This is a genomic window from Arthrobacter sp. R-11, from assembly GCF_049913155.1.
Classification (GTDB): Bacteria; Actinomycetota; Actinomycetes; order Actinomycetales; family Micrococcaceae; genus Arthrobacter.
Window position 1 is genome coordinate 86,164 of sequence record NZ_CP183979.1, and the last position, 20,757, is coordinate 106,920.

A 20,757-nucleotide genomic window follows, 5' to 3' on the forward strand; every position below is an offset into this window, starting at 1 on the left:
AGCAGAAATCCCAATCACTTCAGCGTATCTTGCAATGTGCTGCGGGTCACTTTCATGATCGAGCCTCATGACCAGTGATCAGATCCTGGCGGCACCGGAATCCGCCCACCCCACCCTGCGTGCAGCGGTCTCCGGCCTCCCGTCATATGTCCCCGGCCGGCGCGCTTCCAGTGCGGAGCGCAGCGCCGGCGTGGACATCGCAGCCCTTGCCAGCAACGAAAGCCATTACGAGCCCCTGCCCGCGGCCGCCGCGGCGGTGGCCGAAGCGGCAGGCAGGATGAACCGCTATCCGGACATGGCCGCCGTCGAACTCCGCGAACGGATCGCCGGCCACCTCGGCGTCACGGCCGCGGAGGTAGCGGTGGGGCCCGGCAGCGTCGGTGTCCTCCAGCAGATCATCGCCGGACTGTGCGATGCCGGGGACGAGGTCATCTTCGCGTGGCGGTCCTTCGAGGCCTACCCCATCCTTGTAGAGCTGGCAGGCGCCCGGGCGGTCCGCATCCCGCTGGATGCCGCCGAAGGGCACGACCTGGAGGCCATGGCCGAAGCCGTCACCGAGCGGACCAAGGTGATCCTGCTCTGCACCCCCAACAACCCCACCGGCGTCCCGATCAGCCACGGACGCCTCGAGGCCTTCCTGCGCTCCGTCCGCTCCGACATCCTCGTGGTGATCGACGAGGCGTATGTGGAATACGCCGAAGCGGGCAGCGGGCCGGACTCCCTTGCGCTCTACCGCGGGTACCCAAACGTCTGCATCCTGCGCACCTTCTCCAAGGCCTACGGCCTGGCCGGCCTGCGCGTTGGGTACGCCGTGGCGGCGCCGGAGATCGCGGAGGGGCTGCGCCGGACCGCCATCCCGTTCGCCGTGACCGCACTGGCCCAGCAAGCCGCCATTGCCTCGCTGGACGCGGCGGAGGAGATGGAGCTGCGGGTTTCGGCCGTCAGGGACGAGCGCTCGCGGATGGCCGCGCGGCTGGAAGCCCAGGGCTGGACGCTGCAGCCGAGCCAGGGAAATTTCCTATGGATCCGTGCGGATGACGGATTGCGCGGGCGGCTCGTGGCCGCGTTCGACCAGGCGGGCATCATGGTCCGCGCGTACCAGGGTGACGGGATCCGGATCACCGTTGCCGATCCCGCCTCCAACGACCGCGTGCTCCAGGTCCTTGAAACCAAGGTCCTGGAAGCCCGCGCCTGAATCTTCCTCAATAACCCGTTCCACCCCAACATCCGTTCCACCCCCAACATCCGTTCCACAACCCGGAGGACTCCCCCATGGAACAACGGACAATGACCCCTGCCCGCATCACATCGGGCCCGGCGCTTGGCGCCGCCCTCAAACCCCGCCAACTCACGATGATGGGACTCGGAAGCGCCATCGGCGCGGGCCTCTTCATTGGCTCGGGCGCCGGCATCCAGGCCGCAGGGCCCGCCGTGCTGATCTCCTACCTCGTCGCCGGCACCCTCATCATCCTGGTGATGTGGGCCCTCGGCGAGATGGCCGCCGCCAACCCGGACAGCGGCGCCTTCTCCGTCTATACCGCCCGCGCCTTCGGGCCCGTGGCCGGCGCCACAGTCGGCTGGCTCTGGTGGGTGCAGCTCGTGGTGGTGATCGCAGCCGAGGCGCTCGGCGGGGCCGCCCTGCTTGCCAGCGTCTTCCCTGCACTGCCGGTCTGGCTGATGGCCTTTGTGTTCATCGCGGTGCTCACCGCCGTGAACCTGACGAGGGTGAAAAACTTCGGTGAATTCGAGTTCTGGTTCGCACTGCTCAAGGTGGCCGCGATCGTCGGTTTCCTGCTGATCGGCGCCGCCTTGCTCTTCGGCTGGCTGCCTGGCATCCAGTCACCGGGCCTGGCCAACTTCACCGGGGCGGGCTTCGCTCCCAACGGTTTCGCCGGAATCGCCTCGGCGCTCTTCGTAGTGGCCTTCGCGTTCGGCGGCACCGAGATCGTGTCCGTGGCCGCCGCTGAAACCGAGGAGCCGGCCCGCAGCGTGGGCAAGGCCGTCCGCACCGTGCTGTGGCGCATCCTTGTTTTCTACATCGGTGCGATCTTCGTCATCGCGGCCGTGGTTCCCGTGGGTTCGGCGGGACTGAAGAGCCCCTTCGCGGCGGTCTTGGATGCCGCCGGCATGCCCGGCGCGGCTACCGCCATCACCCTGGTCGCCGTCGCTGCCTTGCTCTCGGCCCTTAACGCCAACCTATACGGTGCCTCCCGGATGGCGTTCTCCCTGGCCGAGCGCGGCGAAGCGCCGCGCTCGCTTGCCTTCGTGTCCAAGGGCCGGGTGCCGGTTGTGGCCGTCCTGGCCAGCGTCGCCTTCGGCGTCGTCACGGCCGTGCTTGAGGTGGCATTCCCGGACAAGGTGCTTCCGGTCCTGCTCAACATCGTGGGCTCGACGTCGCTGCTGGTGTGGACCTCGGCGCTCCTCGCCCAGCTCGCGCTGCGCCTCCGGGCGGACCGTGAAGGGACCGTCCTTCCCCTGCGGATGGCAGGTTTCCCCTGGCTCACTGGGATCGGGCTCCTGATCCTCGCGGCCATCTTCACCGTCGGCTTCATCGGCGAGGATTCCCGGCCACAGCTCCTGAGCACCTTCGCGCTCGTGGTCCTGCTGGCGGTGGCGAACTGGATCCACCACCGTTCGGCGAAGGTGCCGGCCGGCGTCGGGGCTCCGGAGCGGGCCAAGGACTCCGTGCTGGTCGACTGACGCTGTGGAAGCCGCTGCCGCTTCAGTCCTGCAGCGGCTTCCGTGCCAGCCAGGCCGCCACGATGGCGCCGGAGACGTTGTGCCATACGGAGAACACGGCCGACGGCAGGGCCGCGAGCGGGCTGAAATGCGCGCTCGCCAGGGTCGCGGCGAGGCCCGAGTTCTGCATACCCACCTCGAAGGCCAGGGCCCGGCGGGCCCTGCCGTCCAGGCGGCCCGCCTTGCCGGCCAGGTAGCCCAGGCCCAGGCCGAAGCCGTTGTGCAGCACCACGGCCAGGAACACGATGCCGCCGGCGGCAGCGATCTTGCCCGCACTTCCCGCCACCACCACGGCAACGATCACGGAGATCACGACGGCGGATGCCCACGGAAGTGCCGGCAGCACCTTCGCGACGAGCTTCTTGAGGAACAGCCGGGCCAGCAGGCCAGCCACCACCGGCAGCAGCACGGTCTTGACGATGTCCAGGACCATGGCGCCGGCGTCGATGTGCAGGAAGGAACCGGCCAGCAGCAGCGTCAGGGCCGGCGTCACCAGGGGAGCGATCAGCGTGGAAACGGAAGCCACCGCCACGGACAGCGCAACGTCGCCCTTGGCGAGGAAGGCCATCACGTTGGACGCGGTGCCGGACGGCGCGCAGCCCACCAGGATCAGGCCCACGGCGAGTTCGGGCGGGAGCTGAAGCGCGACGGCGATCAGCCAGCCTGCGCCCGGCATGATCACGTAGTGCGCCACGATGCCCAGCGCCACCGCCCAGGGCCGGCGTGCCACGGAGGCGAAGTCCGGCGGCGTCAGGGTCAGGCCCATGCAGAACATGATGACGCCCAGCAGGTACGGCACGGACGGGGCGAGGGGCTTGAAAGCGCCGGGTACCAGGAAACCGGCGAGGCCGGCAGCCACCACCAGCAGAGGGAAGACGGTGACCGCCACGCGCGCGATCTTCGCCTCCGCGGCGAGGGCAGGGTTCCGGACGGCTGAATCGGACGTGGTGTTTGTTGCCTCAAGCATCCATCCATGGTGGCAGCCGCGGTGAGGCGTCCGCGAATCCGTGACCCGCCGTCGGGCATGTATGTCAGACATATCCGCCCGACGGCGGGCCGGACTCAAGACAAGGGACTCAGGGGCGCTTGAGGAAGGATTCCACCTTGCCGGGATCGCGTTCGACGACGTCGCCGAGGACGCCGTCGACCTTCTCCAGAAGCGCCGGGTCAAGGACGACGCCGGATGCCGTGGCGTTGTCCTTGAGCTGTTCCGGCCGGGAGGCGCCGACGATCGCCGCGGAGACGTTCCTGTTCTGCAAGACCCAGGCGACGGCGAACGCTGCCATCGACAGGCCGGCTTCATCCGCGAGCGGCTTGAGCTCCTGGACGCGTTCGAGCACCGCCGGCTGCATGTAGCGGTGCTCGGTCTTCGTGCCGCCGTCCCCGCTCGAGAAGCGCGACTCGGCGGGCGCACCCGCGCTGGGCAGGTACTTTCCGCTGAGCACGCCCTGCGCAATCGGGGACCACACGATCTGGCCCAGGCCCAGTTCCTCGCTGAGCGGCACCACCTCGGGTTCGATCACGCGCCACAGCATGTTGTACTGCGGCTGGTTGGAGATGAGCTGGATGCCGAGTTCCTTCGCGAGGGCGGCGCCGCGGCGGATCTCGTCCGGCGTCCATTCGGAGACGCCGATGTAGAGCGCCTTGCCGGCGCGGACGATGTCGGCGAACGCCTGCATCGTCTCCTCCAACGGCGTTTCGTAGTCGTAGCGGTGGGCCTGGTACAGGTCCACGTAGTCCGTGCGGAGGCGGCCCAGGGAGCCGTTGATCGACTCCATGATGTGCTTGCGGGACAGGCCGCGGTCGTTCCTGCCTTCGCCGGTGGGGAAGTAGACCTTGGTGAAGATTTCGACGCTTTCGCGCCGCACACCGTCGAGCGCTTCGCCCAGCGCGGTTTCCGCGCGAGTGCCGGCGTAGGCGTCCGCCGTGTCGAAGGTCGTGATGCCAAGGTCCAGTGCGGTGCGGACGCAGGAGGTTGCGGTGTCCTGGCCGATCTGTTCGCCGTGGGTGGTCCAGTTGCCGTACGCGATTTCGCTCACGTACATGCCCGAGTTTCCGAGTTTGCGGTATTCCATGGGGGTTCCTGTTCGCTGGGTGTTTCGGGGTCCGTCGGAAAGTGACTGTTTAGGGTGTGGCCGCGCGAAGGCGGCGGGGCGGGGCCGTGGAGCCCCGGACGATGAGGCTCGGTTCGAGGCGCTCGACGGCGGCCGGCGCACCTTCGAGCGTGGCGATGAGTGCCTCCGCGGCGCGGCGGCCCTGTTCGGCCACGCCGTGGTCCATGGTCGTCAGGCCGATCGAGCCGGCGAGCTCGTGGTTGTCGTAGCCGACCACCGAGAAATCCCCGGGCACCTGCAGCCCGGCGCCGCGGAGCGTGGCCAGCGCCCCGAAGGCGAGCTCGTCCGAGGCGGCGACCACCGCCGTCGGGGGATCCGCGATGCTCAGGGCCCGCGCCAGGGCCGCGGCCCCGGCGTCGACCGTGTTCCCGACGCCGAACTCAAGGCCGGGATCGGCTGCGATTCCCGCCTCGGCAAGTGCCTCGCGGTAGCCGAGCAGGCGTTCCGCGGGAGGCACGCCGCCGAGGGTGGAGCCGGGTGCCTCCTGGATGCCGAGGAAGGCGATCCGTTCGTGGCCGAGGTTGAGCAGGTGCCGGGTGGCCGCCCGCCCTCCGTCCCGGTCCTCGACGCATACCGAGGAAGCGCCCGTCCGTTCCGAACCGACAAGCGCCACCGCCTGGCCTTGGGCTTCGAGGGCCGCGAGTTCTTCGGGAGCCAACTGCAGGGCGAGCACCAGGGCGCCGTCGGAGCGCCCCCGCAGGCGGGGCGCTGCGAAAAACGCCTTGCGCAGTTCAGGCGTGGACAGTTCGGTGAGCAGGACGTCGTAGCCTGCGCGGCTCAGCACGCGGCCGGCCGCAGCGATCACCTCTGCGAAGAACCATTTCGAGAGAAGCGGTACCACGACGGCCACCGTGCGGGTGCGTCCCGTCGCGAGCCGTGACGCGCTCAGGGAGGCCACATAACCGAGCTCGTCAGCCGCATCCTGCACGCGCTTGCGCGTTGACTCGGCAATGCCTGGAACGCCGCGAAGGGCCCGTGAGACCGTGGAAACAGAAACTCCTGCGCGTTCGGCGACGCTCTGGACGGAGGAAGGCATGTGACGAGGCTAGAGCAGGAGGCGCGCATTCTGCAAGCGCTTGCGAAATGCTGCGCACGCCTTCAAGGCCGTTTTGCACTGCCCAAAAATCGGGGCTTCCCAGCTCGATATGTGTCATGTACCATTGCACATATCATGTGACATCGAACACAGCGAACGATGTTTTCACCTGTTCCCCACATGGAAGATCGTTATGACCCTTTCAGAAATCGCGAACGGCAAGCTCGCGCCCCGTACCGGCATCAGGCTGGACAACATCTCCAAGCGTTACGGCGACCATCTGGTGATTGATGATGTGTCGCTGAATGTCGAACCGGGCACGGTGACGGCGTTGATCGGCCCTTCAGGTGCGGGCAAGAGCACCTTCCTGCGGTGCATCAACCTGCTGGAGCGCCCGGATTCCGGGACCATCCAGGTGGACCACCACACGATCGAGCCGGGCAAGGTGATCAACGCCAAGGACCTCGCGGCGCTGCGCCGCACGGTCGGCATGGTGTTCCAGTCCTTCAACCTTTTCCCGCACATGTCCGCCTTGAAGAACATCAGCTTCCCGCAGCAGAAGGTGCTGGGCCGCAGCAAGGAAGAGGCCGATGAACGTGCCCTGCAGCTCCTGGAGCGCGTGGGCCTGAAGGACAAGGCGGACCAGCATCCGGGCCGGTGTTCCGGAGGGCAGCAGCAGCGCATCGCGATCGCGCGTGCGCTGGCCCTGGACCCCTCGATCATGCTGTTTGATGAGCCGACGTCGGCCCTGGACCCCGAGGTGGGCCTGGAGGTCCTGGCGGTCATGCGTGAGCTGGCCCAGGACGGGATGACGATGATCGTGGTGACCCACGAAATGCAGTTCGCCCGCGATGTTTCGGACACCCTCGTGGTGATGGCCGATTGCAAGATCATCGAACAGGGCGATCCGCGGGCCATCATGAGCGACCCGCAGGAGGACCGTACCCGGCGCTTCCTCCGGGCCGTGCTGGAGCGCTGAGATGGACGCATTTTCCGCAGTCCTGCAGGGGCTGCCGATGACCTTGGTGCTTACAGTGTCCGCGTTCGCGATCGGCATTGTCGGTGCGGTTCCGCTCGCGGTGGGCCTGTCGTCCCCGAACCCGGTGCTCCGCCTGGCCTGCCGGCTCTTCGTGGACCTGGTCCGCGGTGTGCCGATCATCGTGTGGCTGTTCCTGCTGAAGTTCGGCATCCAGGTGGGCACCTTCAAGTTCAACCCGGTGGGCGCTGCGATCGTGGGCCTGGGCGTGGTGTCCATCGCCTATCTGGCCGAGATCTACCGCGGCGGCCTGGAATCCGTGCCCCGCGGACAGAACGAGGCCGCGGACGCGCTCGGCCTGACCCGGGGCACCACCTTTTACCGGGTGCTCGTGCCGCAGGCCTTCCGGATCGTGTCCCCCTCGATCGCCACCTATCTGACTGGCCTGCTGAAGGACTCGTCGATCGCCTCGACCATCATCGTGGCCGAAATGGTGTTCCAGTCCCAGTCCTTCGCCCGGCAGCACCCCACCGTGGAAGGCATCCTGCCCTACGTGCTGGTCGGCGTCCTGTACATCGTGCTGAGCCTGCCCGTGGCGTACCTGTCGCGCAGCCTTGACGCCCGCATGAGGAAGGCGGTCTACGCATGAACTGGCTGATCGAATGGGCGGGCTACCTGCCCCAGCTGATGTCCGGGCTCGGCGTCAGCCTCATGATCGCCGGCATCTCGATCGTGGCCGGCTACCCGCTGGGCCTGGTGCTCAGCGTGATGGTGTCCGCGAAGAACCTGGCCGTGCGCACCCTGGGGCTGGCCGTCGTCGAAATCGGCCGCGGCGCCCCGGCGCTGGTGATCCTGTACCTCTTCTATTACGGGCTGCCGAAGTTCGGCATCGCCTTCGAAAGCATCACCGCGGCGTGCCTGGCCCTGATCTGGAACTCCGCGGCGTACTCCTCGGAAATCATGCGGGCCGGAATGCAGTCCGTGGCCCGCGGCCAGCACGAAGCCTCGGCGGCCCTGGGCCTGTCCTGGAGCCACACCTTCTTCCGGGTGATCATGCCCCAGGGCATGCGCTCGGCCATTCCGGGCCTGATGGGCGTGGCCATCCAGATGTTCCAGGGCACCTCCCTGGCCTACGCCATCGCCGTGCCGGAACTGATGAAGTCGGCCTACAACATCGGCTCCCAGGACTTCAACTACCTGCAGATCTTCACCCTCGCGGGCATCTGCTATGCCGCGATTTCCATGCCGGCCACGTGGATCACCGTGTACTTCGAAAAACGCATGGCCCGCCACGCCTGACCCCTTTACCCGTCCATCCTCAACGCATCCCCCCACCAACAGGAGGAAAAAATGACCATTCACAAGCTCAAGACCGCCGGTGCGCTGGCCGCCGTCGTCCTCGCCGCCGGCCTGGGCCTGACCGCCTGCGGCGGCTCCTCGACCGCCAGCAGTTCCAACTGCACCCCCAAGCACCAGGGCATCCAGACCGTCGCAGCCGGCAAGCTGACCATCGGCGTCATCGACATCCCGCCCTTCAGCAGCTACAACAGCGGTAAGCCCACCGGCATCGACATCGCCATCGCCAACAAGATCGCCAAGGACGAGTGCCTTGAACCGGTCTACCAGCAGGCCACGTACGCGGATGCCGTGCAGTCCATCTCCGGCGGCAACATCGACCTCGCCCTGGGCACCATCGACGCCACCGAGAAGCGCCTGAAGGCCGTGGACTTCTCCGCCTCCACCTACCTGGACGGCATGGGCATCGCCTCCAAGACCGGCGCCACCACGGTGGCGGACCTGGAGAAGATGAAGAAGGTCGGCACCATCGACGGCTACCTCTGGGTGGAAGACCTCCGCAAGATCCTCGGCGACAAGCTGGTCACCTACCCGTCCAGCGTTGAGCTGAAGGCGGACTTCGACGCCGGACGCCTGGACGCCGACGTCGACGCTTACGGCGTGCAGGTCCTCCAGTTCAAGGACGCCGCCGGCGTCACGGTTGCCCTGTCGAACGAAAAGCCGGACCCCCGCGTCGGCGCCATCACCCAGGCCCCGGAAGCCGCCTTCCCGATGACCAAGGGCAACACCAGCCTGAAGGAAGCGCTCGACGCCGGCATTCAGGCCCAGCGCGAAGACGGCACCATTGCCAAGCTCCTCAAGGATGCCGGCCTCTCCGAAGGCCTCGGCAAGGTTGCCGAGCAGCAGTACGTGGTTCCCGCGAGCTGATCCCCACCCGCCGCATACGCGGAAACCCCGGATGCCGGGCTTCGGCCCGGCATCCCCTTCTTCCACCTGTGCAATGTCACATGGTAAATTTGCTGTGAGGAACTTCACGGCAGCACGACAACGGCGCCGAGTGTGCCACAACGAAAGGACCTGATCATGACTGAGACCCGCAAGCCCTGGCACGGCGTGCACGTCGCCACCGCGCTGCCGTTCAAGGAAGACTCCAGCGTGGACTTCGACGCCTACGCCGAGCACGTCCGCTTCCTGGCCAACGCCGGCTGCGACGGCGTCGCCCCCAACGGCTCCCTGGGCGAGTACCAGACCCTCAGCGAAGAGGAACGCGGCCGCGTCATTTCGACGGCGGTCGAGGCAGCTCCGGAAGGCTTCACCGTCATGGCCGGCGTTGGGGCCTACGGTGGACTCCAGTCCGTGAAGTGGGCCGAGCAGGCTGCCGAAGCCGGGGCAGCGTCCCTGATGCTGCTGCCGCCGAACGCGTACCGGGCCAACGACGACGAGGTGGTGGACCACTACCGCCGCGTTGCCGCCGTCGGACTGCCGATCGTGGCCTACAACAACCCGATCGACACCAAGGTGGACCTGACCCCGCAGCTGATCGCCCGCCTGCACGGCGAAGGCCTGATCGTCGGCGTCAAGGAATTCACCGGCGATGTCCGCCGCGCCTACGAGATCAAGGAACTCGCCCCCGAGGTGGACCTGCTCATCGGCACTGACGACACCGTCGTCGAGATGGGCCTGGCAGGTGCCGTGGGCTGGGTGGCCGGCTACCCGAACGCCATCCCTGAGTCCACACTGGAGCTCTACCGCCTCTCCACCTCCGGAGACGTGGCAGACCTGGCCCGGGCCCGCGAGATCTACACGGACCTGCACTCCCTGCTCCGCTGGGACAGCAAGACCGAATTCGTCCAGTCCATCAAGCTGTCCATGGACATCGTGGGCCTCCGCGGAGGAGCATGCCGCCCCCCGCGCGGCCCCCTGAGCGAAGCAGCCCACGCAGCAGTAACAAAGGACACGGAAGCCGCCCTCGCCAAGGGCTACAAATAACCAAAGGGCTGGGCTCATTGTCGACGACGGTGAGCCGCCTGCCGGAGTTTGGTTTCTCGCGCGATCGGTGACGAACCCACAAGACGGATTCCGGTCCTCCGGAAAGGAGCACATCGCGAGCGATCGCATCGTGTAGGTCGCCCAGCGACCGCAGCGGTGCATATCGTTCGTGTCTAAGCGACGCCGGAGGGCCGGAATCCGGCGAAGCCGCCGCGGAAGCGCCGGAGGACCGTTGCCCGGCGAAGCCGCCGCGGAAGCGCCGGAGGACCGTTGCCCGGCGAAGCCGGCAGAAACAACAAGGAGAGAGCACATGAGAACCAGCCGCATCTTCCACGCCGTGGACTCCCACACCGAGGGCATGCCCACGCGCGTGATCACCGGCGGCATCGGGACGATCCCCGGCGCCACCATGGCGGAGCGCCGCCTGTGGTTCATGGAACACAGCGACTGGATCCGCACCCTCCTGATGACCGAGCCGCGGGGCCATGCCTCGATGAGCGGGGCCATCCTGCAGCCGCCCACCAGGCCGGACGCGGACTACGGCGTGCTGTACATCGAGGTCTCGGGCCTGCTGCCGATGTGCGGCCACGGCACCATCGGCGTGGCCACGGTGCTCGTGGAGACCGGCATGGTGGAGGTCGTTGAGCCGGTCACCACGGTGCGGCTGGACACGCCCGCCGGCCTGGTAATCGCCGAGGTCGCGGTGAAGGACGGCCACGCCGAATCCGTGACCATCCGCAACGTGCCCTCGTTCGTGGACCGCCTGGACGCCTCGGTGGAGGTTCCGGGCTACGGCACGGTGAACTACGACCTCGCCTTCGGCGGCAACTTCTACGCCGTGGTGGACCTCGACGCCTTGGGCCTGCCGTTCGAACGCGGACGCAAGGACGATCTGCTCAAGGCCGGCCTGGCGATCATGGACGCCATCAACGCCGCGGACGAGCCCGTCCACCCGGAGCGGGAGGACATCCGCGCCTGCCACCATGTATACCTCAAGGCCCCGGGATCCACGGCAGAGCACTCCCGGCACGCAATGGCCATCTACCCGGGCTGGTTCGACCGCTCTCCGTGCGGCACCGGCACGAGCGCCCGCATGGCACAGCTGCACGCCCGCGGTGAACTGGCCCTGAACACCGATTTCATCAACGAGTCCTACATCGGCTCCCGTTTCATCGGCCGCCTCGTGGAGGAGACGGAGGTGGGCGGCCGGCCCGCCGTCGTCCCCACCGTCACGGGACGCGCCTGGCTGACCGGCACCGCGCAGTACTTCCTGGATCCCACGGATCCCTTCCCGGAAGGCTTCCTGCTGTGACGTCGCCGCTCTCTGTTGGATTGCCCTATTTCGATGCCGCCGCCGTGCGTACCGCCGCCCCGTGGCCGACGGCGGTCGTGGCCCTGGAGCGTGCGCTCGCCGATGGTGTGGATCCGGAGTTGGACAGCCCGCGGCTGTTCAGCCCGGCACCGGGCGGCGAGTTCCTGATCATGCCGGCACAGGGCCTCAGCACCAACGGTCGGAGCTATTCCGGGGTCAAGGCACTCACCGTTGCCCCCGGCAATCCAGCCCGCGGGCTCGAGAAGATCCAGGGCATCTACCTGCTGATCGACTCGGACACCCTGGCGCCCCTGGCCACCATGGACGGCACCGAACTCACGGCCATCCGTACCCCGGCCACCACCCTGATGGCCGTCAAGCACATCCTGGCGGCGGCCCCGGGCGGCGAAGCGAAGCATGAACCGCAGGTGCTCGTCTTCGGCGCCGGCGTCCAGGCGCTCAACCACCTCCGCGCGGCGCACGCCGTGCTGCCCGGGGCGCGCTTCGCCGTCGTCGGCCAGCGTCCGGAACGGGTGCAGGCACTCATCGGAACGCTCGCCGCCGAAGGCATCGAGGTCCGGGCCGGAGGCGCGGCGGATTTCCCGGAGGCGGATGTCATCCTCTGCACCACTTCGTCCCGCACACCGTTGTTCGACGGCGGGCTGGTGGCGGACGGCGCGGTGGTCGCCGCCGTCGGGCAGCACGGACTGGACGCCCGCGAAGTGGACGCCACGCTCGTGCTCCGCTCTGACGTCGTGGTGGAAGGCCGGGCCTCGGCCATGCGGGAGGCGGGCGACCTCATCCCCGCCCGCAGCGTGGAGGAGTGGGAGGGCATCCATCCGCTGAACCTGCGCGAACTGGTGGGCGGCAAGCTGGAACGCACGCCCGGGAAGCCCTGCCTGTACGCCGGAGTGGGCATGGCCTGGGAGGACCTCGTGACTGCGGCCGTGGTGTATGAAGGAGGCACCAGAGAATGACGCCCGCCCAAGGAGTGCTCACCGTGCCTGCCAACAACCAGCTCCCCATCGCCCCGCTCGGCCGCCAGCGCAGCCTGCGCGAGTCGGTCACCGAGTCGCTGCGTGCCGCGATCATCGCCGGCACCCTGGAGGAAGGGACGCTGTATTCGGCCCCGGCCCTGGGCGCGGCGTTCGGCGTCTCGGCCACGCCCGTGCGCGAGGCGATGATGGACCTGGCCCGCGAAGGCCTGGTGGAGACGGTGAAGAACAAGGGCTTCCGGGTCACCAGTATGAGCGACCGCGAACTGGACGAAATCACCGAGATCCGCCTGCTGCTGGAACCCCCGGTGATGGCCGACGTCGCCGGGACCATCCCGGAACGCGACATGGGCCGGCTGCACAAGCTCGCCGAGAGCATCGTGGATGCCGCCCGGGAAGGCGACCTGGCCGCCTACCTGGCCGCGGACCGCGAATTCCACGCCGAACTGCTGGAGTACTCGGGCAACAAGCAACTCGTTGAGCTGGCCACGAGCCTGCGTACGCGCACCCGCATGTATGGGCTGAAAATCCTCAGCGACAGCAACCGCCTGGCCGATTCCGCCCAGGAACACCACGAACTGCTCGACCTCATCGCCGCCGGCGACGGCGCCGCGGCCCGCGAGCTCATGCGCCGCCACATCGGACACGCGCGCGGGCTCTGGGCCACCGGCGATGACGAAACCCCACCCCAGGATCAACAAGAATGAGCGAGCAACAGACATGAACCATGGCACCGACAGGGGCAGCGACGTCCTGGTCATCGGCGCGGGCGTCATCGGGGCCGCCACCGCCTACTTCGCCGCACAACAGGGCCTGAGCGTCACGGTCCTGGACAAGGGCCTTCCGGCCAGCGGCACCTCCTCCGCCTGCGAAGGCAACATCCTCGTCTCGGACAAGGAACTCGGCCCCGAACTCGAACTCACCCGCTACTCCCTGGGCGTCTGGCACAACGACCTCGCCGAACACAAGAAACTCTGGGAGTTCGAATCCAAAGGCGGGATCATCGTGGCCTCCCGCGAAAGCAGCCTCGCCTCCCTCAACCGGGTGATGGCGGTCCAGAAGGGCTTCGGCGTGGACGTCGAGGAACTGGACCAGGCCGCCCTCCGCGAAGCCGAACCCCACATTTCCCCCGAAGCGCTCGGCGGCGCCAGCTACCGCGAAGACTGCCAGGTGCAGCCCATGCTCGTGGCGGCGCACCTCGTCCGGCTCGCTACCGTTGCCGGCGCCCGCTTCATCGCCGACACCCCAGTCACTGCCTTCATGCGTTCAGGATCAGGGCGCGACGGCGGCCGCGTCACCGGCGTCCGCACCCCGCGCGGCGATTTCCCCGCCGGAGCCGTGGTCAACTGCACCGGCACCTGGGCCGGAGAGCTCGCGGCCATGGCCGGCGTCGAGGTCCCCGTCCTGCCGCGGCGCGGCTTCGTGATGGTCACCGAACCGCTGCCGCCCATGGTCCGTCACAAGGTCTACGCCGCCGAATACATCGACAACGTGGGCAGCTCCGATGCGGGGCTGCAGGCCTCGCCCGTGGTGGAAGGCACGCCAGCCGGGAGCATCCTCATCGGCTCCACGCGTGAACGGGTCGGCTTCGACCACACTGTCAGCACCGCCGCCCTCGGCCTGCTGGCCCGCAACGCCACCTCCCTGTTCCCGTTCCTGGAACGGGTCAAGGCCATCCGGCACTACCACGGCTTCCGCCCGTACTGCCCGGACCACCTGCCGGTGATCGGCCACGACGAGCGCGCGCCCGGGCTCTGGCACGCCGCCGGCCACGAGGGCGCCGGGATCGGGCTGTCCGCCGGAACCGGGAAGCTCCTGGCCCAGGCGCTCGCCGGACTCACCCCGGACATGGACCTTTCGCCCTTCGCCCCGGCCCGCTTCGGCGAGGCAAGCCCCAACACACTTTCATCCCGAGAGGAGGCCACGGCATGAACCCCCAGCCGGTCACCATCACCTTCGACGGCCGCCCCCTGACGGCGGCAGCCGGCCAGAGCGTCGGCGCGGCCCTCGCGTCCCAGGGCATCACCGCCTGGCGCGGCACCCGCAAGGGCCGGAAGCCGCGCGGCCTGTTCTGCGGTATCGGCATCTGCTTCGACTGCCTCGTGACCGTCGACGGCGAAGCGAACCAGCGCGCCTGCCTTGTGGAAGTGTGCGAGGGCATGGAGGTGGAAGGCTCATGAGCAGCACGGTCACTGTTGACGTCGCCGTCGTCGGAGCCGGTCCCGCGGGGCTTGCCGCCGCTGTGGCGGCCGCCGAAGCGGGGGCGAGGGTCGCCGTCGTCGACGCCGGAAGCCAGCCGGGCGGTCAGTTCTGGCGGCATCCGGCCGAGACTGTCGAACCCGAGCCGGACGGCCACGGCCACCACGGCTGGAACAGCTACCTGGACCTCCGTGCCCGTTTCGACGCCGCGCAGCGCGCCGGGCGGATCACGTACCTGCCCGGGCTGCAGGTGTGGATGGCGGAACGAAGCGAGGACGGCTTTGTGCTGCGGACGACGGCGGCAGTCGGCTCCGCCCATCCGCTTACCGTCATGGCGGCCCGCCTGGTCCTGTGCCCCGGAGGCTACGACCGCCAACTGCCCGTCCCCGGCTGGGACCTTCCCGGGGTCATGGCAGCGGGCGGGATCCAAGCCTTCATCAAGGCCAACGGCGTGCTGCCGGGCAAGCGCTTCGTCATCGCCGGTACCGGGCCGTTCCTGCTGCCCGTCGCGGCCGGAGTTGCCGAGGCCGGCGGGAAGGTGCTGGCCGTGCTCGAGTCCTCCTCGCCGTCGGCCTGGCTGCCTCACCTGCGTGCCGCCTCAGGCGTGCCGGAAAAGGCCCTCGAAGGCGCCGAATACGCGGCCGTGTTTGCCCGCCACCGCATCCCGTACCGCACCCGCAGCATCGTCACCGGGGTCCTGGGTTCCGGAAAAGCCGAGGGAGTCCGCACCGCCCGGGTCGACGCCGACGGCCGGGTCCGTCCCGGCACCGGGCGGGTCTACGCGGACGTGGACGTGGTGGGCTTCGGCTGGGGCTTCACCCCGCAGATGGAGCTGCCGGTGTCGCTCGGCGTCGAAACAAGGCTCGACGCCGACGGTTCCTTGGTGGGCGTGGTGGATGAGCGCCAGCAGTCCAGCGTTCCCGGACTGTTCCTCGCGGGGGAGGTGACCGGCGTCGGCGGCGCAACCTTGGCCGTCCTCGAAGGTCTGGCGGCGGGTGCCGCGGCCGCCCGCCCGGACTCGGACGTCCCGGTCAAACAGCCGGCCGCGATTGCCCGGCACCGCCGCTTCGCCCGGGCCATGCACCTGGCCCACCCCGTGCCCGCCGCCTGGCAGGACTGGCTCACCCCGGACACCACCGTCTGCCGCTGCGAGGAAGTCACCGCCTGGGACATCACGGAGGCCCGGGAGAACCTCGGTGCCCGCGATGTCCGGAGCCTCAAATCCTTCACCCGTGCCGGCATGGGCTGGTGCCAGGGCCGGGTCTGCGGGTTCGCGGCCGCCTGCCTCGGCGCCGGTCCGGGAGAAGCGCCCGACGCCGGTTCCCTCGCCGGGAGTGCCAAGCGCCCCCTCGCCGCACCCGTGGGCATCCGCGAACTAGCCGGGCTCGACAGCTAGGACGGCTGGAACGGCCATGACCATTCCGGGTGCGGCTTGCCAACTCGCGGGAGGGCTGCGGGGTCGCCGGAACGTTCCAGCGACCCCGCAGCATTCCCGCGACCCCGCGTCCCGGCAACGCCCTTAGAACCCAAGACCTCAACGGAAGGAGACCGCGATGACCGCGATCACCCACAACGCCGGCACCGCCGCCGCAACAACTGATACCGAACTCGAAAACCACCTCGCCGCCGCCCATGCCGCCGCGGCGCCCCTGGCTGCGCTCCGCCCCGCGGAACGCGCCGCCCTGCTGGACGCCGTCGCCGACGCCCTGGATGCCGCCGCGGAGGAGCTGGTTCCGCTGGCGGAGCAGGAAACCCGGCTTGCCGAGGCCCGGCTGCGCGGCGAGCTGAAGCGCACCACCTTCCAGCTGCGGATCTTCGGCGAACTGTTGCGCGACGGCGGCTACCTCGACGCCCGGATCGACCACGCCGACGCCGACTGGCCCATGGGCGCGCCACGGCCCGAGCTGCGCCGCCTGAAGGTTCCCGTCGGCCCGGTGGTGGTTTTCGCCGCGAGCAACTTCCCTTTCGCCTTCTCCGTCGCAGGCGGCGACACCGCCTCCGCGCTCGCTGCGGGCAACTCCGTGATCCTCAAAGCCCACTCCGGCCACCCGGAACTGTCCAAGGCGACGGCCGCCGTCGTGGTTTCCGCGCTTGCCGCCGTCGGGGCGCCGGAAGGCAGCTTCGCGCTGATCACCGGAACCGGCGCCGGAGCCGCTGCGCTGAAGGACCCGCGCATCAAGGCGGGTGCCTTCACCGGCTCCATCCCGGGCGGCCGCGCCCTGTTCGACATCGCCAGTTCCCGCCCCGAACCGATCCCGTTCTACGGCGAACTGGGCAGCAACAACCCCGTCTTCGTCACTGAAGCCGCGGCAGCAGAACGCGGCGCGGAGATCGCCGAGGCTTTCGTGGGTTCCTTCACCATGGGCGCCGGCCAGTTCTGCACCAAGCCCGGCACGCTGTTCGTGCCCGCATCCTCCGGGATGGTCGAGGCCCTCCGCGAGGCCGTCCTGCCCGCCGCCGCTCCGCTGCTGAACAGCCGCATCCAGTCCGGCTACGCCGAAGTCCTGGAAACCCTGCAGGCCAATCCGCGCCTCGAGGTCCTGGCCCAGGGCGAAGAGCCGCTGGCCGACCCGCCGGCCCCGACCCTGCTGCTCACCACCGCCGCGGACATGCTCGCCGAACCGCACGCGCTTCAGGCCGAGTGCTTCGGTCCCACCGCCGTCGTGGTGGCATACGACGACGAGTCCCGGCTCCCGGAGATCGCCGAGACTTTCGAGGGACAGCTGACCGCCACCATCCACGGCACCGACACTTGCCAGGTGGCCGGGCTCGTCGAGGTGCTGGCCCGCAAGGCCGGGCGCGTGCTGTGGAACCAGTGGCCCACCGGTGTCTCGGTCACCTACGCGCAGCAGCACGGCGGACCGTACCCAGCGACGACGGCGGCCGGCAGCACCTCCGTGGGCACCGCCGCGATCGAGCGCTTCCTGCGCCCCGTGGCGTACCAGGGCTTCCCGCAGCACCTGCTGCCCGAGGCCGTACGCGAGGACAACCCGCTCGGCGTGCCGCGCCTCGTGGACGGCCGCCGGGAAGGCTAGGCATCAACGGCCGGAAATGGGGAAAGCATGGGCCGGCACCGCAAGACGCGGTGCCGGCCCATGCTGCGTTTCAGCGCGCTTGTCCCTCAGTCGCGGGGTGTGTCCGGCATGGCTTCGCTGCGGTCCAGCAGGCCCAGAGCGGCCGCCGCAGCGCCCACGCCCGAACAGGTCACCGCCGTCACCGCCCAGTACCACTTCGATGACCCTTCGTACGGTACTTCCGCTGGCTGGGCGACATCTTCCAGGGCGATCTCGGCCGGTCGATCGTCTAGCGAGCGGCCGGCGTGGATCTAATCCAGGTTCCCCGCCAGCCGCTCGCGCATGCCGGCGCTGGCCGCGTTGAGGCCGATGAACTCCACCTCGCGGCCGTGCCTGCGGTACTTCTCCGTGATGGAGTCGAGCACAGCCACCGTGGAGGCGTCCCAGACATGCGAGGCGTGCAGGTCGATCACCACGCGCGCAATCCGGTCCTGGGAATCCTTCGCGTAGTCGAACTGGGTGTAGAGGTCGTTGGAGGAGGCGAAGAAGAGCTCGCCGTTCACCGTGTATTTGGCCACGGTTTCGCCGTCGAGCTTCCGCTCCGTCCGTTCCACGGTGGCGAAGTGGGCCACCCGCCGGGCAAACAGCACCATCGCGGCGAGCACCCCGACGCCGACGCCGATCGCCAGGTTGTGCGTCGCCACCACCACGGCGACGGTCACCAGCATGACCCCGGTTTCGGATTTCGGCATCCGCTTCAACGTGGATAGCCGGATCGAATGCCAGTCGAAGGTGATGAGCGAAACGAAGATCATCACCGCCACCAGGGCCGCCATGGGGATCATGCCCACCACATCTCCCAGCAGCACCACCAGGGCCAGGAGGAACGCGCCCGCCAGGAAAGTGGAGAGACGGCTTCGCGCACCGGAGCCCTTGACGTTGATCATGGTCTGGCCGATCACGGCGCAACCGCCCAGGCCACCCAGGAAGCCGGTGACGATGTTCGCCGCGCCCTGGCCCCAGGACACGCGGGTCTTGTTGGAACGGGTGTCCGTGATGTCATCCACCAGCTTGGCGGTCATGAGGGATTCCAGCAGGCCCACCAGTGCCATGGACAGGGCATACGGCGCGATGATGCTGAAGGTCTCCCAGTTCAGCGGCACCTGCGGGAGGAAGAAGCCGGGCAGGCTGTCCGGGAGCCCGCCCTTGCTGCTGACGGTGGGCACCTTGATGCCCGCCAGCACGGTCGCCAGCGTCAACAGCACGATCGCCACCAAAGGCGCGGGCACCGCCGTCGTAATTTTCGGCAGGGCGAAGACGATCAGCAGGCCCACGGCCACTATCGGGTACACCGTCCACGGCACGCCGAGCAGCTCCGGCATCTGGGCCATGAACACGAGGATGGCCAGGGCGTTAACGAAACCGATCATCACCGAACGTGGAATGAAGCGCATCAAGCGGGTGACGCCGAGCACCGCCAGGATGATCTGGAAGACGCCGGCCATGATGATCGTGGCGATCAGGTACTGGAGGCCGTGCTCCTTCATCACCGGAGCGATCACCAGCGCCACGGCGCCGGTGGCCGCGGAGATCATGGCCGGCCGGCCGCCGACTACCGCCGTGACGATGCCCATGGTGAAGGAGGCGAACAGCCCGATCCGGGGATCGACGCCGGCAATCACGGAGAACGCGATGGCTTCCGGGATCAGGGCCAGGGCGACAACCAAGGCAGCCAGCGACTCCGTTTTGAGCCTGCGCGGGGACCGGAGGGTGAAGCGCAGGGACTGCAGTTGTTCGGGGGTCGCGGTTCCTGGCGGTGTCATGGGTCCTAACTCGAAGTCTGGCGGTAGCGCTCGATCTGCCTGAGCCGCCGCTGGAGGCTGTCCCGCCGCGGGTGCGGGACGACGTCGGCCGCCTCGGCGGTGAGGTCGATGTGTCCGGTGCCGTACTCCCAGAGCAGGAGGTCGTCCAGCAGGCGGTCCGGTCCGGGGGAGTAGCGGTGGTCCAAGGCCTTGCGGACCTCGGTGATGCGGTTGGCGCTCAGCAGCCCGGCCAGCTCCACGGTCTTCTTCAGCCCGTGCGCCGCGAGGAGTTCGGCGGCCCAGCCCCAGTCGTCATCGACCTTGCGGTCGACGTGCGGCAGGAGGGTCCGCCAGACGTCCCGGACGCGGTTCGGCGTGAGCGCGGTGGATCCTTCGCCTTCCAGGTCCCAGTAGCCGCGGACCTCGGCGTAGCGCTCGTTGAGGTCCGCGAAGGCGCTTTCGACGGTTTCAAGCATGGCGGCGGTGGCGGTGAACTGGCGGTCGAAATGCGGGGTCCAGGCCCGGGGGTCTTCGGCCTTGAAGCGGATGTCGTGCTCGATCTCGCTCCAGGCGTGCGCGAACACCGTGCGGATCTGGCACTCGAAGAAGTAGCTGCCGTTGGCCGGAAGTTCCGGGTTGAAGATCTGCTGGTAGGCCTTCACCGACTCGTTCTGGATGGTGCGCAGGATCAGGTGCCGGCTGGAGTAGCCGTAGGTGCCGGACTCGATGGAGCCGATGTCCTTCTCGCGGTCCCCGCGGCAGTCGAACAGCTGGCGCTGGCGTTTGATGAGGTTGGCCACGGCAGCGTTCTCCGCGGGGAGCTTGGTGATGACGCGGATGCCCACCATGTCATTGAGCGTGCGGAACGGATCCGGGAACTTCAGCGGCCGCGGCCCGCCCGGCTCCAAGGGTTCGTCCGTGCGGGAGATCTTTTCGCGGAAGGAGTCCACGGTCTTGGTGCGTCCCGTGACGAAGAGGGGCACGGAATCGCTGTTCTTCAGGATGTCCCGCAGCGTGAGCAGCACATCGCGGGTGATGAGTTTCAACGCCGGGCGCACCCGTTCGTAGATCTCCACGTTCGCCTGCACCGATTCGCGCAGCTGGGGATCCAGCCTCTCCCAATTGCTTGCCATGCTCCCAAGCTTACGGGGCGGCACTGACACGGCACCCGGCCCGGGCCCGTTCCGGCGGCGGCTCCCGCTGCCGCCGGGAAATGCACTGTAGGCTCTTGGAAGGCTCTTGAAGCACAGCTTTTTGAAGGACCCGAGCAAGGTTTACTGACGGG

General features: G+C 68.5%; 19 protein-coding genes. 14 read left to right on the top strand and 5 right to left on the bottom strand.

Annotated elements, in window-relative coordinates:
* The first annotated feature begins 67 nt into the window (after positions 1–67).
* Both hisC and ACN9M4_RS00435 read left to right on the top strand, forming a co-directional pair.
* Positions 68–1,195: a histidinol-phosphate transaminase gene (hisC, locus tag ACN9M4_RS00430; RefSeq protein ID WP_426301298.1), complete on the top strand. Its 1,128-nt coding sequence runs from the start codon at positions 68–70 to the stop codon at positions 1,193–1,195.
* Positions 1,196–1,272: 77 nt separating this feature from the next.
* On the top strand, positions 1,273–2,700 hold the full coding sequence (locus ACN9M4_RS00435; protein WP_426301300.1) for an amino acid permease: 1,428 nt from the start codon (positions 1,273–1,275) through the stop codon (positions 2,698–2,700).
* 22 nt (positions 2,701–2,722) lie between these two features.
* Here the strand turns inward: ACN9M4_RS00435 and ACN9M4_RS00440 are convergent, their stop codons facing one another.
* The 3 genes from ACN9M4_RS00440 to ACN9M4_RS00450 all read right to left on the bottom strand — a co-directional run bounded on the left by ACN9M4_RS00440 (position 2,723) and on the right by ACN9M4_RS00450 (position 5,889).
* Positions 2,723–3,706, bottom strand: coding sequence for a bile acid:sodium symporter family protein (locus tag ACN9M4_RS00440; protein ID WP_426301302.1), 984 nt, complete (start codon positions 3,704–3,706; stop codon positions 2,723–2,725).
* A gap of 109 nt (positions 3,707–3,815) precedes the next feature.
* Positions 3,816–4,814 (bottom strand): aldo/keto reductase family protein, encoded by a 999-nt coding sequence (locus ACN9M4_RS00445; RefSeq protein WP_426301304.1) that lies wholly within the window; start codon positions 4,812–4,814, stop codon positions 3,816–3,818.
* A 49-nt stretch (positions 4,815–4,863) separates the two neighbouring features.
* A complete protein-coding gene (locus ACN9M4_RS00450; RefSeq protein ID WP_426301306.1) occupies positions 4,864–5,889 on the bottom strand; it encodes a LacI family DNA-binding transcriptional regulator in 1,026 nt (341 codons plus the stop codon).
* 193 nt (positions 5,890–6,082) lie between these two features.
* Between ACN9M4_RS00450 and ACN9M4_RS00455 the strand changes: the two genes are divergently transcribed.
* The 12 genes from ACN9M4_RS00455 (at position 6,083) to ACN9M4_RS00510 (ending at position 17,691) form a co-directional block, all read left to right on the top strand.
* Positions 6,083–6,868 carry an amino acid ABC transporter ATP-binding protein gene (locus tag ACN9M4_RS00455; RefSeq protein WP_426301308.1) on the top strand — a complete coding sequence of 262 codons (786 nt, stop codon included), beginning with the start codon at positions 6,083–6,085 and terminating at the stop codon, positions 6,866–6,868.
* 1 nt (position 6,869) lies between these two features.
* Entirely contained in the window at positions 6,870–7,514 is a 645-nt protein-coding gene (locus ACN9M4_RS00460) for an amino acid ABC transporter permease (protein WP_426301310.1), read from the top strand.
* Entirely contained in the window at positions 7,511–8,164 is a 654-nt protein-coding gene (locus ACN9M4_RS00465) for an amino acid ABC transporter permease (RefSeq protein ID WP_426301312.1), read from the top strand. The genes ACN9M4_RS00460 and ACN9M4_RS00465 overlap by 4 nt, the downstream gene beginning before the upstream one ends.
* A gap of 51 nt (positions 8,165–8,215) precedes the next feature.
* Entirely contained in the window at positions 8,216–9,088 is an 873-nt protein-coding gene (locus ACN9M4_RS00470; RefSeq protein ID WP_426301314.1) for a substrate-binding periplasmic protein, read from the top strand.
* Between the two features lie 156 nt (positions 9,089–9,244).
* Entirely contained in the window at positions 9,245–10,150 is a 906-nt protein-coding gene (locus ACN9M4_RS00475; RefSeq protein WP_426301316.1) for a dihydrodipicolinate synthase family protein, read from the top strand.
* A 310-nt stretch (positions 10,151–10,460) separates the two neighbouring features.
* Entirely contained in the window at positions 10,461–11,462 is a 1,002-nt protein-coding gene (locus ACN9M4_RS00480) for a proline racemase family protein (protein ID WP_426301317.1), read from the top strand.
* Complete coding sequence (locus ACN9M4_RS00485) at positions 11,459–12,439, top strand: ornithine cyclodeaminase family protein (RefSeq protein ID WP_426301319.1); 981 nt, start codon at positions 11,459–11,461, stop codon at positions 12,437–12,439. Before ACN9M4_RS00480 ends, ACN9M4_RS00485 begins: the two co-directional genes overlap by 4 nt.
* Positions 12,436–13,164 carry a GntR family transcriptional regulator gene (locus ACN9M4_RS00490; RefSeq protein ID WP_426301321.1) on the top strand — a complete coding sequence of 243 codons (729 nt, stop codon included), beginning with the start codon at positions 12,436–12,438 and terminating at the stop codon, positions 13,162–13,164. Before ACN9M4_RS00485 ends, ACN9M4_RS00490 begins: the two co-directional genes overlap by 4 nt.
* Positions 13,165–13,177: 13 nt before the next feature.
* The gene (locus ACN9M4_RS00495; protein ID WP_426301325.1) at positions 13,178–14,389 is read left to right on the top strand and encodes an NAD(P)/FAD-dependent oxidoreductase; all 1,212 of its coding nucleotides are present in this window, start codon (positions 13,178–13,180) and stop codon (positions 14,387–14,389) included.
* Entirely contained in the window at positions 14,386–14,637 is a 252-nt protein-coding gene (locus ACN9M4_RS00500) for a (2Fe-2S)-binding protein (protein ID WP_426301327.1), read from the top strand. The genes ACN9M4_RS00495 and ACN9M4_RS00500 overlap by 4 nt, the downstream gene beginning before the upstream one ends.
* Complete coding sequence (locus ACN9M4_RS00505; protein ID WP_426301329.1) at positions 14,634–16,052, top strand: NAD(P)/FAD-dependent oxidoreductase; 1,419 nt, start codon at positions 14,634–14,636, stop codon at positions 16,050–16,052. Before ACN9M4_RS00500 ends, ACN9M4_RS00505 begins: the two co-directional genes overlap by 4 nt.
* Positions 16,053–16,209: 157 nt before the next feature.
* Entirely contained in the window at positions 16,210–17,691 is a 1,482-nt protein-coding gene (locus ACN9M4_RS00510; RefSeq protein WP_426301331.1) for an aldehyde dehydrogenase (NADP(+)), read from the top strand.
* A 290-nt stretch (positions 17,692–17,981) separates the two neighbouring features.
* Here ACN9M4_RS00510 and ACN9M4_RS00515 read toward each other — a convergent pair whose 3' ends face one another.
* Together ACN9M4_RS00515 and ACN9M4_RS00520 are read right to left on the bottom strand one after the other, a co-directional pair.
* Positions 17,982–19,493: a SulP family inorganic anion transporter gene (locus ACN9M4_RS00515; protein WP_426301333.1), complete on the bottom strand. Its 1,512-nt coding sequence runs from the start codon at positions 19,491–19,493 to the stop codon at positions 17,982–17,984.
* Positions 19,494–19,498: 5 nt separating this feature from the next.
* The gene (locus tag ACN9M4_RS00520) at positions 19,499–20,605 is read right to left on the bottom strand and encodes a GTP pyrophosphokinase (RefSeq protein WP_426301335.1); all 1,107 of its coding nucleotides are present in this window, start codon (positions 20,603–20,605) and stop codon (positions 19,499–19,501) included.
* Positions 20,606–20,757: the final 152 nt, after the last annotated feature.

Excerpts from the sequence above, each read along its gene's own strand:
- hisC (WP_426301298.1), top strand. The coding sequence starts at position 68 with ATGACCAGTGATCAGATCCTGGCGGCACCGGAATCCGCCCACCCCACC.
- ACN9M4_RS00435 (WP_426301300.1), top strand. The coding sequence starts at position 1,273 with ATGGAACAACGGACAATGACCCCTGCCCGCATCACATCGGGCCCGGCG.
- ACN9M4_RS00440 (WP_426301302.1), bottom strand. The coding sequence starts at position 3,706 with ATGCTTGAGGCAACAAACACCACGTCCGATTCAGCCGTCCGGAACCCT.
- ACN9M4_RS00445 (WP_426301304.1), bottom strand. The coding sequence starts at position 4,814 with ATGGAATACCGCAAACTCGGAAACTCGGGCATGTACGTGAGCGAAATC.
- ACN9M4_RS00450 (WP_426301306.1), bottom strand. The coding sequence starts at position 5,889 with ATGCCTTCCTCCGTCCAGAGCGTCGCCGAACGCGCAGGAGTTTCTGTT.
- ACN9M4_RS00455 (WP_426301308.1), top strand. The coding sequence starts at position 6,083 with ATGACCCTTTCAGAAATCGCGAACGGCAAGCTCGCGCCCCGTACCGGC.
- ACN9M4_RS00460 (WP_426301310.1), top strand. The coding sequence starts at position 6,870 with ATGGACGCATTTTCCGCAGTCCTGCAGGGGCTGCCGATGACCTTGGTG.
- ACN9M4_RS00465 (WP_426301312.1), top strand. The coding sequence starts at position 7,511 with ATGAACTGGCTGATCGAATGGGCGGGCTACCTGCCCCAGCTGATGTCC.
- ACN9M4_RS00470 (WP_426301314.1), top strand. The coding sequence starts at position 8,216 with ATGACCATTCACAAGCTCAAGACCGCCGGTGCGCTGGCCGCCGTCGTC.
- ACN9M4_RS00475 (WP_426301316.1), top strand. The coding sequence starts at position 9,245 with ATGACTGAGACCCGCAAGCCCTGGCACGGCGTGCACGTCGCCACCGCG.
- ACN9M4_RS00480 (WP_426301317.1), top strand. The coding sequence starts at position 10,461 with ATGAGAACCAGCCGCATCTTCCACGCCGTGGACTCCCACACCGAGGGC.
- ACN9M4_RS00490 (WP_426301321.1), top strand. The coding sequence starts at position 12,436 with ATGACGCCCGCCCAAGGAGTGCTCACCGTGCCTGCCAACAACCAGCTC.
- ACN9M4_RS00495 (WP_426301325.1), top strand. The coding sequence starts at position 13,178 with ATGAACCATGGCACCGACAGGGGCAGCGACGTCCTGGTCATCGGCGCG.
- ACN9M4_RS00500 (WP_426301327.1), top strand. The coding sequence starts at position 14,386 with ATGAACCCCCAGCCGGTCACCATCACCTTCGACGGCCGCCCCCTGACG.
- ACN9M4_RS00505 (WP_426301329.1), top strand. The coding sequence starts at position 14,634 with ATGAGCAGCACGGTCACTGTTGACGTCGCCGTCGTCGGAGCCGGTCCC.
- ACN9M4_RS00510 (WP_426301331.1), top strand. The coding sequence starts at position 16,210 with ATGACCGCGATCACCCACAACGCCGGCACCGCCGCCGCAACAACTGAT.
- ACN9M4_RS00515 (WP_426301333.1), bottom strand. The coding sequence starts at position 19,493 with ATGACACCGCCAGGAACCGCGACCCCCGAACAACTGCAGTCCCTGCGC.
- ACN9M4_RS00520 (WP_426301335.1), bottom strand. The coding sequence starts at position 20,605 with ATGGCAAGCAATTGGGAGAGGCTGGATCCCCAGCTGCGCGAATCGGTG.